This is a genomic window from Flavobacterium sp. GCM10023249 (genome assembly GCF_042653365.1).
GTDB lineage: Bacteria > Bacteroidota > Bacteroidia > Flavobacteriales > Flavobacteriaceae > Flavobacterium.
Window position 1 is genome coordinate 371,052 of sequence record NZ_JBHSHZ010000006.1, and the last position, 16,007, is coordinate 387,058.

General features: G+C 35.0%; 12 protein-coding genes. 7 read left to right on the forward strand and 5 right to left on the reverse strand.

Annotated features, from left to right (window positions below):
• Positions 1-70: 70 nt before the first annotated feature.
• A complete protein-coding gene (locus ACFO7M_RS03260; RefSeq protein WP_379733997.1) occupies positions 71-940 on the reverse strand; it encodes a hypothetical protein in 870 nt (289 codons plus the stop codon).
• Between the two features lie 95 nt (positions 941-1,035).
• On the opposite strand from ACFO7M_RS03260, the gene ACFO7M_RS03265 reads away from it, so the two are divergent.
• From ACFO7M_RS03265 to ACFO7M_RS03295, 7 genes are all read left to right on the forward strand, one after another.
• The gene (locus ACFO7M_RS03265; protein ID WP_379718136.1) at positions 1,036-1,611 is read left to right on the forward strand and encodes a Crp/Fnr family transcriptional regulator; all 576 of its coding nucleotides are present in this window, start codon (positions 1,036-1,038) and stop codon (positions 1,609-1,611) included.
• Positions 1,612-1,676: 65 nt separating this feature from the next.
• Entirely contained in the window at positions 1,677-2,969 is a 1,293-nt protein-coding gene (locus ACFO7M_RS03270) for an aminopeptidase P family protein (RefSeq protein WP_379718134.1), read from the forward strand.
• Positions 2,970-3,146: 177 nt separating this feature from the next.
• Positions 3,147-3,410, forward strand: coding sequence for a DUF2089 family protein (locus ACFO7M_RS03275; protein ID WP_379718132.1), 264 nt, complete (start codon positions 3,147-3,149; stop codon positions 3,408-3,410).
• Positions 3,411-3,415: 5 nt separating this feature from the next.
• Positions 3,416-4,000 carry a YIP1 family protein gene (locus tag ACFO7M_RS03280; RefSeq protein WP_379733998.1) on the forward strand — a complete coding sequence of 195 codons (585 nt, stop codon included), beginning with the start codon at positions 3,416-3,418 and terminating at the stop codon, positions 3,998-4,000.
• Positions 4,001-4,032: 32 nt separating this feature from the next.
• Complete coding sequence (locus ACFO7M_RS03285) at positions 4,033-5,412, forward strand: alpha/beta hydrolase family protein (RefSeq protein ID WP_379734000.1); 1,380 nt, start codon at positions 4,033-4,035, stop codon at positions 5,410-5,412.
• Positions 5,413-5,481: 69 nt separating this feature from the next.
• Positions 5,482-6,384, forward strand: a complete 903-nt coding sequence (locus ACFO7M_RS03290; protein ID WP_379734002.1) for an alpha/beta fold hydrolase — start codon at positions 5,482-5,484, stop codon at positions 6,382-6,384.
• 34 nt (positions 6,385-6,418) lie between these two features.
• Positions 6,419-7,201, forward strand: coding sequence for an alpha/beta fold hydrolase (locus ACFO7M_RS03295; protein WP_379734004.1), 783 nt, complete (start codon positions 6,419-6,421; stop codon positions 7,199-7,201).
• On the opposite strand, the gene ACFO7M_RS03300 is transcribed toward ACFO7M_RS03295, so the two are convergent.
• From ACFO7M_RS03300 to ACFO7M_RS03315, 4 genes are all read right to left on the reverse strand, one after another.
• On the reverse strand, positions 7,198-9,966 hold the full coding sequence (locus ACFO7M_RS03300; RefSeq protein WP_379734006.1) for a PD-(D/E)XK nuclease family protein: 2,769 nt from the start codon (positions 9,964-9,966) through the stop codon (positions 7,198-7,200). The two genes, ACFO7M_RS03295 and ACFO7M_RS03300, sit on opposite strands and share 4 nt — an antisense overlap.
• Positions 9,967-10,029: 63 nt before the next feature.
• Positions 10,030-11,448 (reverse strand): OmpA family protein, encoded by a 1,419-nt coding sequence (locus ACFO7M_RS03305; protein WP_379718120.1) that lies wholly within the window; start codon positions 11,446-11,448, stop codon positions 10,030-10,032.
• A gap of 104 nt (positions 11,449-11,552) precedes the next feature.
• The gene (kbl, locus tag ACFO7M_RS03310; RefSeq protein WP_379734008.1) at positions 11,553-12,749 is read right to left on the reverse strand and encodes a glycine C-acetyltransferase; all 1,197 of its coding nucleotides are present in this window, start codon (positions 12,747-12,749) and stop codon (positions 11,553-11,555) included.
• A 37-nt stretch (positions 12,750-12,786) separates the two neighbouring features.
• Positions 12,787-15,933, reverse strand: a complete 3,147-nt coding sequence (locus ACFO7M_RS03315; protein ID WP_379734010.1) for a UvrD-helicase domain-containing protein — start codon at positions 15,931-15,933, stop codon at positions 12,787-12,789.
• Positions 15,934-16,007: the final 74 nt, after the last annotated feature.

Consider the following 16,007-nt stretch of genomic DNA (forward strand, 5'->3'; position numbering starts at 1 on the left):
TAAAATGACTTATTTTTTTGTTGATTTACAAAAGTTTACAGTCAAAATTATCTATAAAAAAATCAATACGCTATTTCACAAATGAAGGAATCAATCCTCTCAAACCCATATCTACTACATTTTCACCAGCATTGGGTTCAAATTTACCATCTGTATTGACTTCTTCCCATTCGAAACTGTTATTGACAGACAAAGACAAGGTCACCACAATATCTTGCGTTTCATTGCCCGTAATCTCTAATTTTTCAGCAAATTTACCAGTAACCACACAAGAACCTGCCGGTATTGGAGAAGTTGACGCTAATGGGTTGGGAACCGTAGTAGCTCCTTCCGGGGACTGTCCTGAAAACGGCAAACCTGAAACACTTAAAGCCCAATAACCTTGTTTGCGATTGCCATTCACAGTAAAATTGGAAGCACCCAAACTGTGAGTTGTGATATAAGTATTAAACCCAACGAAACTTCCTAGATTTCCCACCAAATTTGCTCCCGAATTCCATATGTTAATAGTATAATTCTGATACGCCAACGAACATCTCACCCATTCATAACTTCCCGCCTGAATTTGTCGAATTGGTATTGCCAAAAAAGTTTCACCTTCAGCTACAATTTTGGATTTACTGAAATCAATTGCACGTTCTCCACCTGCTGTAGTTTCCGGAGCATGGTATAAGATTTCACCTTGACCTAATTGTGTTGTTGCCAAAGGAGCTAATTCCAAATAATGCGAACTTATCGAATTAAATACCGGAGATTGCGCTGCATTTCCAGCCGAAACTGTTGAAGGTTGCCCAAGGTTATTCAAACGCTCTTGATTGGGATCAAATTTAAATTTCACAATCAAAAACGGACCTTGATAAGGCGGCGTATCGTCTTTATCATCACAGGATAAAAATAGCATTCCAAAAAGCAAACAGCTTAGAAATTTTTTTAGATTCATAGGAATAATGAATTAATTACAGATAAAACTAAAGTAATCATAAAATTGAAAACAAACCGCGTTAGTTTTTTAAATTTGGAAAAAGAATACAATTGATGCAAACCACAAAAATCACACACACACTTTCTTCTTTTTTTGATGGCACGAACACCCTATCAATAGAACGATTTAAAGGCAATTTTAGTCCGTTGCTATTAAAAAAGAACGACTATTTAGTAAAAGAGGGCGAAATTTGTCCTTATTTCTGTTTTGTGGAAGAAGGCATTTTACAACATTCCATACTAGTAGAAGAAGAGGAAAAAACAACCTATTTGGCCTTAAAAAAAACCATCACTTCTTCGCTCAAAAGTTTCCTATTTGAAGAAATTTCCAGAAAAAACATCAAAGCATTAACAGACACTCGTTTGATGGTTATCAATTTGCATGACTTCAAAATATTAAGAGATCAAAACGAGGAATTCCATCGGTTTTATTATGATTTAATCGAAAAGCAAATTTGTCTGATTGATGACTATCGAATTGATTTACTGACACTCACCCCTGAGGAACGGTATCAAAAATTATTGCAAAATGAGCCTACACTTTTGAAAGAAATTCCGCTACATTATTTAGCCTCATTTCTTGGAATTTCGAGTCGGCATATGAGTCGAATCAGAAAGAATATAAAATAACGCCATTTGGCTGATTGATACTTATTCGGTTTATGTAACTTTGGTATTCTAAAAAATATAGTTTTATGAAATACCATCAGATAGCTCGTGATTTATTCATCAAAAACAGAAGAAAATTCACAGCACAAATGAAACCAAACGGAGTTGCTATCTTCAATTCGAATGATATTTATCCAGTTTCTGCAGACAGCACATTGCCTTTCGCTCAGCATCGCGACATTTTCTACTTATCCGGAGTAGATCAAGAAGAAAGTATCCTATTGTTATTTCCTGATGCACCTTATGAGCATCTAAAAGAAATATTATTCTTAAAAGAAACCAATGATCATATCGCAGTTTGGGAAGGTGAAAAATTAACCAAAGAGCGTGCTTTTGAAGTTTCTGGAATCAAAACCGTGATTTGGTTGCAAGATTTCCACAAGACTTTAAAAGAAATCATGGCATACGCCGATACGATGTATATTAACACTAATGAACATTATCGCGCTGTTATCGAAACAGAAACGCGTGAGGCAAGATTCATCAAATGGTGGAAAGAAACGTATCCTGCACATAAAGTTGAAAAATCGAACCCTATCTTACAACGCATTCGTTCAATTAAAGAAAGTGAAGAAATTGATTTAATCCAAAACGCATGTAATATCACTGAAAAAGGGATTCGCCGACTTTTGTCTTTCGTTAAACCGAACGTAATGGAATACGAAATCGAAGCCGAATTGGCTCACGAATTTTTACGTAACCGTTCCAAAGGATTTGCGTATACTCCGATTATCGCTTCGGGAAACAATGCTAATGTTTTGCATTATATTGAAAACAACCAACAATGTAAAGCGGGTGATTTACTACTATTGGATGTAGGAGCTGAATACGCCAATTATTCGAGTGATTTAACCAGAACCATTCCGGTTTCAGGTCGTTACACCGAAAGACAACGTGCCGTCTATAACGCAGTTTTGAACGTGAAGAACGAAGCAACTAAAATGTTAGTTCCTGGAACACTTTGGAAACAATACCATATTGAGGTAGGTAAAATCATGACATCCGAATTATTGGGATTAGGTTTGATTGACAAAGCCGATGTACAAAATGAAAACCCAGACTGGCCAGCGTATAAAAAATATTTCATGCACGGCACTTCACATCATTTAGGTTTGGATACGCACGATTACGGATTATTGCACGAACCGATGGAAGCCAACATGGTGTTTACTGTTGAACCCGGCATTTACATTCCGGCAGAAGGATTTGGAATCCGCTTGGAAGATGATGTTGTGATTCAAGAAAAAGGCGAACCTTTCAACTTAATGCGCAACATTCCAATTGAAGCCGATGAAATTGAAAGTTTGATGAATTCTTAATTTAGAAAAAAGAGTAAAGAATAAAGAGAAAAGACGCCTCACGATTGTGGGGCTTTTTTTTAATCAATGTCACTATAATTTTAACTTTATTAAAAAATATTTTAACTTTATTAAAATTCATTTGATAAATTCATACATTTGCAGTAGTACTATTTAAATTTATTTAACGAGATACTTATGAAGTTACCTATCGTATGTCCAAGCTGTGAAAGCGCACTCCGTGTAAGTCAAATGAAATGTGATCAGTGCACCACTGAAGTCAATGGCAATTATGAACTGCCTTTATACCTCAAACTTAGTCGTGATGAGCAAGAATTCATTTTGGAGTTTTTCCTTACTAGCGGAAGTATTAAAGAAATGGCAAAACAAGCAGATCTTTCTTATCCCACCATGCGCAACAAAATGGACGATTTAATTGACAAAATTCAAAAAATGAAATAAGCATTATGAACTGGCAAACAATTTTTAATCCGTTTTCAATCTTTTCAGAAAAACAACTGCTGTTAAGTGGCATTGTTCTATCAGTAGCAGGAACTTTCATAGGCTATTACTGCAACAGTTCCTTCAACGGCACTCTCGACATGCATCTTATAGAGGACAGTAAATTACTTACTGTTGCTTTAGAAAATACAATTGATATTAGTGTAGTAACACTATTGCTTTTCGCATTAGGAAAATATCTTAATTCCAAAACGAGATTTGTAGATATATTAAATACAGCTTTTTGGTATCGACTCCCAATATATATAGTGGCTTTTATAAGCTATGTGATATTACCTGCCGATTTTAACGATAAAGTCAAAAAGAACATCCATACTCCAGAAAAAATTTTCTCCAACCCATTAGAAATCATAATGAGTGCTGTTCTTGGAATTGCTATACTATTGTGTTTGGCATATGCAATTGTTTTACTAGTAAACGGATTCAAAACAGCAACCAATACAAAAAAATGGCAACACTGGGCCGCCTTCGGATTTGTACTCTTGGTTTCTGAAGGAATTACACAATATCTTATCAGACACCTTTTATAATCATCAAAATCATGAATCAAAAAACGAACACTATGAAAAAGACATTTGCACTTCTCCTGCTATTATTTTTCCCTCTATTAACTTTTTCCCAAGACATCAATGGAAGTTGGTTTGGAGAATTAGAAATTCAAGGTATGAAATTACCTTTGGTTTTCAATATCAAAACGGAAGGCACTCTTTTGAAAACTACATTAGACAGTCCGAAACAAGGAGCGAAAGACATTCCGGTTAAAAACACACTTTTTGAAAACAATACACTTAGTATTGAAGCATCCGATTTAGGTATTTCATACAAAGGAAATTATAACAATGGAAAAATAGAAGGTACATTCAAACAAGGCAATATAGAAATTCCTTTGGTTTTGGATAAAAATCAAACAAAAAAGGAATATACTTTCAATCGCCCACAAACTCCTAAAGAACCTTTCAATTACAAAACAGAAGAGGTTAGTTTTGTTAATCCGATTGATAAAAACACTTTAGCAGGAACTATCTCAACGCCGAGTGACAAAAAAAACCTACCAATTGTTATTATGATTACGGGTTCCGGAGGACAAAATCGTGATGAAGAACTTTTCGGACACAAACCATTTGCAGTTATTGCCGATGATTTTGCAAAAAAAGGAATTGCAACTCTTCGTTTAGATGATCGCGGAATTGGTGGATCGAGTAAGGTTGACAAAAAATCGACCACAGCAGATTTTGCAACAGACATTAACTCGGCAGTAGATTTTTTACAGCAAAAAGGATACACTAACATTGGGTTATTGGGCCATAGCGAAGGCGGAATGATTGCTCCAATGGTGGCAACTATGAATAAAAATGTGAAATTTATCATTTCAATGGCTGGTCCTGGGATTAAAATAACAGATTTAATGCTGCAACAAATCGAACAAGGAGGATTATTATCTGGTGAAAATCCTGAAAAAGTAAAACTTGATGTTTTGACTTCTAAAAAACTATATGCTTTTATTGAAAACTACAAAGGGAAAGAACTCGCTAAAGACTTGGAAAATTTTTACATCTATGAATTAAAACAATATCCTTCCGAAGTAATTAAATCCGATAAAATTGAAGAGCAAGCTAAATCAGAAATTAAGCAAATTACCAGTCCATGGTTTTTATACTTCTTAAAATTTGATCCGCATTATTATATTTCAAAAATCAAAATACCAGTATTAGCTATCAATGGAAGCAAAGACTTCCAAGTAGATGCTAAAAGCAATCTGGAAGGTTTCAAAAAGGGATTAACGAAAGCGGGTAACAAAAAATACGAAGTTGTTGCTTTCGAAGGTCTCAATCATTTATTCCAAGAATGCAAAACTGGTGCTTTTTCAGAATATGCTGAAATCGAACAAACCATAGCTCCAAAAGTACTCGACAAAATGAGTGATTGGATATTGAAATTATAAAACTAAAGATTTGTTAACGTCCTACTTTGTAGGACGTTTTTATTTATTTTTATTCCTTAATTCAGAATAATGAAAAAAATAATATACTTCTTTTTAGTTTTTACAGCTTTACAGGTAAATGCCCAAACCGAAGGCTACTCTCCTAACATTGACGGCACGCAAACCTTTTATAAAATCTATGGAAAAGGCGAACCTTTATTAATCATCAATGGCGGACCGGGCATGAATAGCAATGGATTTGAGTTTTTAGCCAAAACCTTGGGTGAAAAATACCAAACGATTGTATACGATCAACGAGGCACAGGCAAATCAACTTTAAAAGAACTAAATTCAGAAACCATTACCATTAAACTAATGGCTGAAGATATCGAATCGCTCCGCAAGCATCTAAAAATAGAAAAGTGGTCCATTCTAGGCCATTCATTTGGCGGAATCATGGTTGCGCATTATGCTACAATGTATCCAGAGAGTATTCAAAAGATTGTTTTTTCTGCCTCTGGCGGAATAGATCTGGGACTAACCACTTATGTTTCGACCAATATCACATCCAAACTCAGCAAAATAGAACGCGATTCCTTAAATTATTTCAGTGCCAAAATAGCTGCAGGTGACACCTCAAAAAAAACTTTGCTAGGTAGAGGAAGAGCATTGGCTCCTGCTTACTTATACAACAAAAAATACGTACCTATACTAGCTGAAAGACTTACACAAGGTAATTCTAGAATTAACGAATTGGTTTGGGATGATTTGAACAAGATTAAATTCGATTGTAAACCAAAACTTAAAGACTTTACTCAGCCTGTTCTAATTATTCAAGGCAAACAGGATGTAATAAAACCAGAAACTGCAGAAATCGCACATAAGATTCTTAAAAATTCAAAAGTCATATTCTTAGATAATTGTGGTCATTATGGATGGCTCGATGCCGAAAAAGAATACTTTAATGCGTTATTTGATTTTTTGAAGTCCTAAACTAAAGTTACCTTTGTTACTATAATTACAGACTTTGAATTCTATTTTTTACAAAAATATAAAAATTGCTTATTCGGATAGTGGAAGTGGAATGGCTTTGGTTTTCTTACATGGCTTTCTAGAAAATTCTACTATGTGGCATTTTTATACCGATTATCTTTCGAAACAATACCGTGTAATTACCATTGATTTACTTGGACATGGAAAAACCGAGAGTATGAGTTATATGCACACTATGGAAGATATGGCTGACGTTGTTCATGCCGTTTTATCCCATTTGCATATTTCCGAAGTCGTTTTTACAGGACACTCCATGGGAGGCTATGTTTCTTTGGCATTTTCTGAACTCTATCCAGAAATGGTCAAAGGATTGGTGTTGCTCAATTCTACTTCAAAAGAAGACAGTCATGAACGTAAATTGAATCGAATGCGAGCCATTAAAGCAGTGAAACAAAACGCTGCGACTTTTGTAAGCATGTCGATAGCCAATTTATTCAGTGAAGAAAATCGAGAAAACTTAACAAAAGAAATTGAAGCTGTAAAACAAGAAGCGTTGCGAACTCCTTTACAAGGCATAATTTCAGCTTTGGAAGGTATGAAAGTTAGAAAAGATAGAGAAGTTATATTACACCAAGCTGCATTTCCCATTCTTTTAATTTTAGGAAAGAAAGATCCAGTTCTTACGTATGAAGATACAATTTTACAAATCGAAGGAACTTCAGTTAAGCTAATAACTTTCCCTGACGGACACATGAGTCATATCGAAAACCAAGAGCAACTATTGTTGGTACTTATTGATTTCTTTGGAAATATCTAGTTCGTTTTTTCTTCAAATGGCAGATTGTCGTCAAGAATTTCATTCACAAGACCAACTAATTCATTTTTAAATTCACTTAAAACATCTTTAGTAATGTTCGTTTGAAGTTCTTTGCCTTGTTTAAAACCAAAAGGCATAAATCCCGCTTTCATGTTTTTGAAAGAAATAATTCCCGCTTCCATCTCCATTCCATTTGTGAACTCCTCATACATAAAAGCATAACACAATAGCTGAATTATCTTTTCATTTTTAACCTCCGATGTTAAACCATTCCAGTCCGAAATCACTAAATTTCTAGCTTCTACCTTTCCGGTTTTATAATCAATAATGCGAAGTTTATTATTCCGAATTTCGATTCGGTCAACATTTCCAGAGATTACAATTGGAAACGGCAAACGATCGTCATTCAATTCAGCTTTTAATTGTTTTTCCAAATCAAGCACCTTAACAGCATCTCCTTGTTCTATTAGTTTCTTTTCATCTTTTAGAAAATTGAACACATTCCGTTTTGCCACTTCGAAAGCCAAAAGATTTTTCCCTTTTTTGACTTCTCCTTCTTTATACACTTCTTTGAATTGATTGTATACTTCAGCATCTGCCAATGTCAACATACTTTCTACATCTTGTACAGTAAGGAACTTGTTCATAAATGGCTTGTACAATTCCTCCAACGTCTTATGAATAATTGTCCCTAAAGTATTCAATGCAATATTTTCTTCGACTTCATCGACTTCTTTAATCGACAATAATCGTTGAAAATAAAACTGAATCGGATTTCGTATATAAGTTGTTAAAGCAGAAGGCGAAAATCCTTTTCCTGATGCAATTTCCTTAAGTCTTAGGATAACGCTTTCCGACTTTGGGATCGACAAATTCTCATGAGCGATATTGGGCACATGTGGCTGTATAATTTTATGGATCAGAGTATGATTTTTCTTTTTTTCAACTTCCAATTGCGTAATGAATCGACTCTTTTCGCCACCATCCAAACCTTCGCTTTCGGTATTATACAATAAATAAATTCGTTTCGCTCTTTGCAATAAGTGATAAAAATGATAGGTATAAATTGCATCCTTCTCTTTAAAAGTTGGCAAACCGATTTCTTTTTTAACATCATATGGAATGAATGAATTCGCACCTTTACCCGCTGGAAATTTCCCTTCGTTCATAGAAGTGATAATCACAGTTTCAAAATCAAGCACTCGACTTTCCAAAACTCCCATGATTTGCAAGCCGGAGAGTGGTTCACCTTCAAAAGAAACCTCAGCAACATCGATAACCTGTTTGTATATTGTATGCAATACATCAACCGAATCTACATAATCATTTTTAGCACAATACGAAATCAGCTTATTAATTACTTTAAATATTGAATACAAAAAGGAACGAACCAATTTGTCCTCTTGTTCATTATGCGCCAAATTCTGTTTAATATGAAGTAATATTTGCGCTATTTGCTCCAAAATTGCAATAGGTTTTAGATTCCATTTTCCGAACAATAAACCAAAAAGCTGATTATATTCGCCCTGCAATGACATTACTTTTTGATGCGTTATAAAAGTATAATTGTTGCGTTTAATTGTAGCAATCAAATTGGAAGCATCAACATAGGACTCAATAATAGGATTAGACAAAACATCCAAAACGTCTTTGTAATACATTACGTAGCTCTCCGCATTACGATTAATGGCATTACCATGCATTTTAAAAAGCTTTGCAAGTAAAATTTGGACGGGGTTATTTTTGCTAGAATAGCCCATCGTGATATTGAGACTACCGACATTTTCAGGCAACGAGTGTAAAATGGGAATGAGAAGGTTTTCATCTCCTAATACTAGAGCTACATTATCCAATTTGACCGCTTCGTTCTCTGATATAATATCATGAATAAGTGATGATGCAATTTTAGCTTGTCCTATTGATTTGGAAGTGCCAATAATTTCAATATGTTTTTCCTGCGAAAATTCGTCTACAATCCATTCAAACGGATGATTCTTGTAATATATCCATTTTTCCTTGAAACGTCTTACAAACAATCCGGTATCATGATAGGGGTCAGCAATGAAAGCAGCATCGATATCCCATAAAATTTCAGCTTTATCCAATGCTATTAAATGTTGAATAATCTTTTCTTCTGCTTGGTTTAACGCATTAAAACCTGCAAATACTAATTTTTCTGACTTTAAATTAGATGAAAAAAACTCAAGATTGTTTACTGCTTCTTTATAAATCAAACCTTGATAACCTATATTTTTTTGAAGTAAATGATTACTAAGATTCTCATAGTACAATGGCAATCTATCCCAGAAATCCAATTGTTTATCAATAAGATCGGTTCGATCCTCTTGATTTAACTCCCAACGTTTTAAAACTTCAATATCCTTTAAGTAAGAAAAAACATATTGGGAATCCAAAAGATAACGATCAATTTCATTAAAATCTTGAAGTAGCGTTTTCGCCCAATTGGCAAATTTTTCGAAGGATTGTCGCTCATTTATAGCTGTTAACCCAAGGTAAACTTCGTAGAATTCAAAGAGCAATTCAATTTGATCTACGGATCTTATACCAGCTAAATCTTGAACAAACTCTTCAATACTGATTATTGTAGGAGCAAAAAAAGGATTTTCCAGCTTGTTTTTCAAGATATCCAAAAGAAATACTCTAGCTCTTTTGTTCGGAAGAACAATAATACTTTCGGAAAGATCTCCTGTACTGTTTTTAAGTATATGGTTGGCGAGTTTATCAAGAAAAGAGTTAACTGTCATATCATAAAAATAAAAAAAACGCTCCGAAACCGGAGCGTTTTAAAGAATTTATTTTAGAGGAAATTATTTAGATAATTTCACTTCAACTCTTCTGTTTTGAGCTTTACCAGCTTTAGTTTTATTAGAAGCGATTGGTTTAGTTTCACCGAAACCAGCAGATGTTAATCTAGCAGCATCAACTCCGTTTTCTACTAAGTAGTTTTTAACAGCAGCAGCTCTATCTTCAGATAATTTCAAGTTAGTAGCATCTTTACCGTCAGAATCAGTGTGACCTTCGATAGAGAAGTTAGAAGCTGGGTACTCTTTTAAGATAGCAACCATTGCTTGTAATACTGGGTAAGTTCTTTCTTGGAAAGTAGCTTTGTTAGTATCGAATAAGATAGTTTTAGCGTAGTCGTTTAATTTTTTCATTACGTCTTCGCTTACTTCAGGACAACCGTTATTAGCTACAGTACCTTTAACATCTGGACATTTGTCATCTTTGTCAAGAACTGAGTCACCGTCAGTATCTGGCCATGGACATCCACCGTTTTCTCTTGGACCTGCAACAGTAGGACATTTGTCTTTGTTATCAGCTACACCGTCACCGTCAGAATCAGGACAACCTTGTAAGTTAGCTAAACCTGGAGTTTCAGGACAAGCATCATCTTTATCAGCAATTCCGTCTCCGTCAGTATCAGGACATCCATTTAATTCTTTAGGACCAGCTAATTCAGGACAAGCATCTTCTTTGTCTTGGATTCCGTCTCCGTCAGTATCAGGACAACCTTGGAATTCTTTTAAACCAGCAACTTCAGGACAAGCATCATCTTTATCATAGATACCGTCATTATCTGTGTCTTTACCTCCAAATTGGAAAGTTAAACCAGCCATGTGTTGGAATACAGAAGGTACATCTAAAGCACCATCCTCATCAATTCTGTCTGTAAATGCTTTTTTGTAAGTAGAGCTTAAAGATAGACCAACTTGCTCAGTTAACCATAAAGTCAAACCAGCACCAAAGTTAGCATTTCCAGCACTTTGCTTATCCATCCAAGTGTAACCTCCACCAATGTGAACTGAAGGATCGAACCACTTGCTTCCGATTAATGATTTAAAGCTATATGCGATTTTACCGTCAGCTCCATAATACATAAAATCACCTGGATTATAAACTACAGTTGTAGAAGTTGTTCCAGGAGCAATATCAACCCATTTAGAAATTTTGTTAACTGATCCAGTAATTCCAACTGAAAAGTTACCACCAACATTTTTAGCAACTGACAAATAAGTTACCGATGGAATGATATTCCAGTGGTCGTCTACTTTAAAAAATTGCGAAAAATGCTCGTTTAAATTAAAATCTTTTACTCCAGCACTAGTTCTAGTATCTACTGCATTAGCTCCAAAAGATATTGCCCATGGGTTATCACTGCTTTGAGCATTTGCATTCAAACCAGCAACCATCAACATGGAAACAAAAAGTTTGTTAAGATGTTTCATACTTAATTTTATTTGATTACAATACGTTATTGTGACAAAAGTAAGTCGTAAATAATTAATTACAAAATGAATTGTTAAAAAAATCGACTTCTTTCTCGAAAAAATTATTTTTTTATTATATTTAGTTCCAGTCCAACTTCTGTAAAAGCATTAATTGCTTTGTCCAAATGTTCTTTAGTATGTGCCGCCGAAAGTTGTACTCGAATTCTAGCTTTTTCCTTTGGTACAACAGGAAAAAAGAAACCAATTACATAAATTCCTTTCTGAAGCAATTGATCCGCCATGTTCTGGGAAAGCTTCGCGTCGTAAAGCATTACTGGCACAATAGCAGAATCTCCATCTATAATATCGAAGCCCGCTTTTTTCATACCTTCTTTAAAATAATTGGTATTCCACTCTAGTTGATCACGAAGCGTAGTATCTTTTTCCAACAATTCGAAAACTTTCAACGAAGCACCAACGATAGCCGGCGATAACGAATTGGAAAATAAGTAAGGCCTAGAACGTTGGCGTAAAATCTCAATGATCTCTTTTTTTGCGGTTGTATAACCTCCCATTGCACCTCCTAAGGCTTTTCCTAATGTGCCCGTAATTATATCCACACGGCCCATTACTTTTTTGGCTTCCAATGTTCCTTTTCCGGTAGCTCCAATAAAACCTGCTGCGTGACATTCATCCACCATAACCATAGCATCGTATTGATCAGCCAAGTCGCAAATTTTATCCAATGGCGCTACTAAACCATCCATGGAAAAAACACCGTCTGTTACAATCAATTTAAAACGATGACCGGCCGCCGTCGCTTTTTTAAGCTGTTCTTCCAGATCAGCCATATTATTATTTTCATAACGATAACGCGCAGCTTTACACAAACGCACCCCGTCAATAATGGAAGCATGATTCAAACTATCCGAAATAATACAATCTTCTTCACCCAGCAATGGCTCAAAAACCCCACCGTTAGCATCAAAAGCTGCAGCATACAAAATAGTATCCTCGGTTCCATAAAATTTTGCAATAGTTACCTCCAATTCCTTATGGATATCCTGAGTTCCACAGATAAAACGCACCGACGACATTCCAAAACCATGACTATCCAACGCATCTTTCGCTGCCTGAACTACTTCAGGATGAGAAGACAATCCCAAATAGTTATTGGCACAAAAGTTCAAAACAGTTTCACCATTTACAGTAATCTCAGCACCTTGTGGCGAAGTAATGATTCGTTCTTTTTTATACAATCCGTTTGCCGTAATTGTATCTAATTCATTTTGCAAGTGTTGTTTAATTTTTCCGTACATGTCAATATTAATTAGTGTAATCGGTTATTATTTAGCGTTACAAATGTACTACTTCTAAATTTTCACCTATATATAAAAGTGTTTTTTTGTCAACACTATATCCCATCTCTTCTAAAACCAACTCGTACTCTGCCAGCTGTTTTTCATATTTCGATTGATGTGCTCCGGTTTTATAATCCAGCAAAAAAACCGTTTTACCCTGAATAACGACACGATCAGGAATCATGGTTTTCGCATTCTTTTTAAGCACACTCCTTTCGTTGAACACTCTATTGCCTTCAGCAAAAAAGTCCTGCAATTCAGAATGACTCACTATACTTCGAAGTTTTTCAGCGACAGTATCTTTTTGATTTTCGGAAATCAAGCCACTTTCTACTGCCTTAATCACTGCCAAATCAACATCATTTTTGGTTGTTACAAAAGATAATATTTCATGCATCATATTCCCGAATTCAATAGCTTCTTGCTGAACTGTTCCCCACATTAACGCTTCTCGCTGAGCAATTTTAATCGATTCGGAAGCAATTACAGCATGTTGTGCTTTAATTGTCTCCATCGCAGTAACCAATTCATTACTTACCGACACTTTCTCTGGAGACCCAAAATCATAGCTCATTTTATTTTCCTCAAAAAACAGACTATCTTCAACAAATTCCATAAAAAAAGAAGCCAAATTATTGGGTAACTTTCCTTCCTTATTTCTTTTTTTCTTGCACGAAATCACATACAGTTGTTCCTCAGCTCGGGTCAGTGCCACATACAAAACATTAATATTATCCAATAAATCTTCCTGTGCTTTCTGATTGTACACAAGTGCCGCCTCTTCACCAAATCTTTGAACATCTTTGTTTTTAGCCACTAAAGCCTTAGCCATACCCATTTCCGTTTCGTCTGCTTCAATCCAAATTTTCTCACCCTTGTTCCTTGTAAAATCTTCTTCAGCAAAAGGAAAAATAACCACCGGAAACTCTAAACCTTTGGATTTATGAATCGTCATAATCCGAATCGCATTAGAACCTTCTGCAGAAGGCACACTCAATTTACTTCCACTCTTCTCCCAATACTCCAAAAAATCACCTATACTCATCTGATATTTCACATCTCTTTCTAAAACCACATCTAAAAAGAATTGTACATAAGCATTGTTTTTTTCGGATGTAATTCCGTTTAAAATCAACTTTTCGACAATTTCATAAAGTGATTTTCTTCGAATGGCCTTAAAATCGAGGTTAATTTCAAAACCTTGAAACCATTGTTGCAATTCGTTTTCATTTTCAAAACGAATTCCGGCGCTTATAAAATCATGAACCGAAAATCCCGTTTCGTAATTTTTAGCCAAATAATACAACGCGTGTGCCAGCGACTCTTTATCCTTTTTATCATTCAAATATCGAAGTGTATTTAATAAAAACTGCACCTCTGACGAACTATCCAACAATAAACTTTCTGAGGAAATCACAGGTATTTTATGTTCAGTCAAGTAGTTGGCCAATAAAACCCCATGTTTATTACTTCGTGTAAGCAATACAATATCTCTTAGAGAAAATCCTTTTTCTTGTACTTCCTGTATGGTTCGAAATGTTTTCTGAAGATACATCTCATTAACAGTCAACTCTTCATCCTCAATATCTTCCAACTCTGCCAAAAAAGTGATATTAACAAAACCTCCTTTTTTCTTATTTACACGTTGGTAACTCTTATTTAAATACAAATCCTTATAATCTTCATTTTCAAACTTATCCGCTAGGAAACGAAAAAAATCATTATTAAAATGAATTACTTCATCATAACTACGATAATTGGATTCAAGAGAAAACACTTTGAAATCTTGATTACTAAAAGGGTAATTTTTCCTTTTTGTCAAATCAATAAATTGCTCTGCTTTTCCACCACGCCAACGATAAATTGACTGCTTTGGGTCGCCTACAATTAACAAAGAACCCTGATTTCCCTGCAAGTCTTCGCTAGACAAGGCATTATCAATTAACGGAATCAGATTTTGCCACTGCATTTGGGAAGTATCCTGAAATTCATCAATAAAAAAATGCTTGTAGCGTTCGCCCAATCGTTCGTATATGAATGGCGCCGGTTGATTTTGAATTTGTTCGTTGATTAGCTTATTAAATTCGGAAATTGACAAAATACTTTGTTCTTCTTGAATTTTGGCCAATTGATTACTTACAGTATTCAAAAGTGAGAGTGGTGTTATATTTTTGAGAAAAGCTTCATAAAAATGTTTTTTCTCCATTTTTTGATATACCAAAGCCAAACTAGACAGAAGTTGCGGAATAATTCCTTCTATAACAGATCGATCTTTAGCCGATTTGTTGATTTTGACATCTTCAAATTCATGATACGTTTTATTCGAAGGATTGAACTTTTTATCCTGAATACTTTTCAAATGATTTGGAAAATAGCCCGAAGAAAAAGATTTCATATCAATTCCATTGGATTCGATCAATTGCAAAGCATCCGAAGCCAAATCAGCAGACTCCTTTTCAATACGATCACACACCTCGACCAACTTATTTTTTAGCGCAATGAACTCCGGTATTTGTTTCTCTTTCAGTGAGACTACTTCTTCCCGATAATTTTCGTTCAAGATTAACTTTCCTGTCGTAAAAATATCACTTGAAACATCCCATGATTTATCGTCATCTGTCTTCTCCATGGTGAAATCCACCAACAACTTTGTCAACACTTCATCTTCTCCCGCTTGAGCAACAATTGCATCAACTGCTTCCTGCAACAGATTCTCAGTATCCAATGACACATCAAAATTAACAGGCAAATCCAAATCATGCGCAAAAGAGCGAATCACCTTGTGTGTAAATTTATCAATGGTCGAAATATCAAAAGCTGCATAATTGTGAATGATATTTTTAATGATTGCTTTCGATTTTTCGGTAATCTTGTACAAATCCAATCCAGTATCTGTAGCAATATCCTGCATTAAACCCAATGATTTATCGCTGGGATTGTCTTTAGTAAAATCGAAAAGACTTTCTACGATACGGGTTTTCATCTCATGAACCGCCTTGTTGGTAAACGTGATAGCCAAAATAGATTTATACGCGTCATCTTTTTTGGAGGTAAGGATAATTTTCAAATACTCCTTAACCAGTGTATATGTCTTACCGGATCCCGCAGAAGCGTTGTATATTGAGAAAGCTGGTTTTTTCAAGAGAGATTTGCGTATAGAGATTAATTTATAGCGAAATAAAAAATAACTATTTCCTTTTCCAAAGTTAAATGATT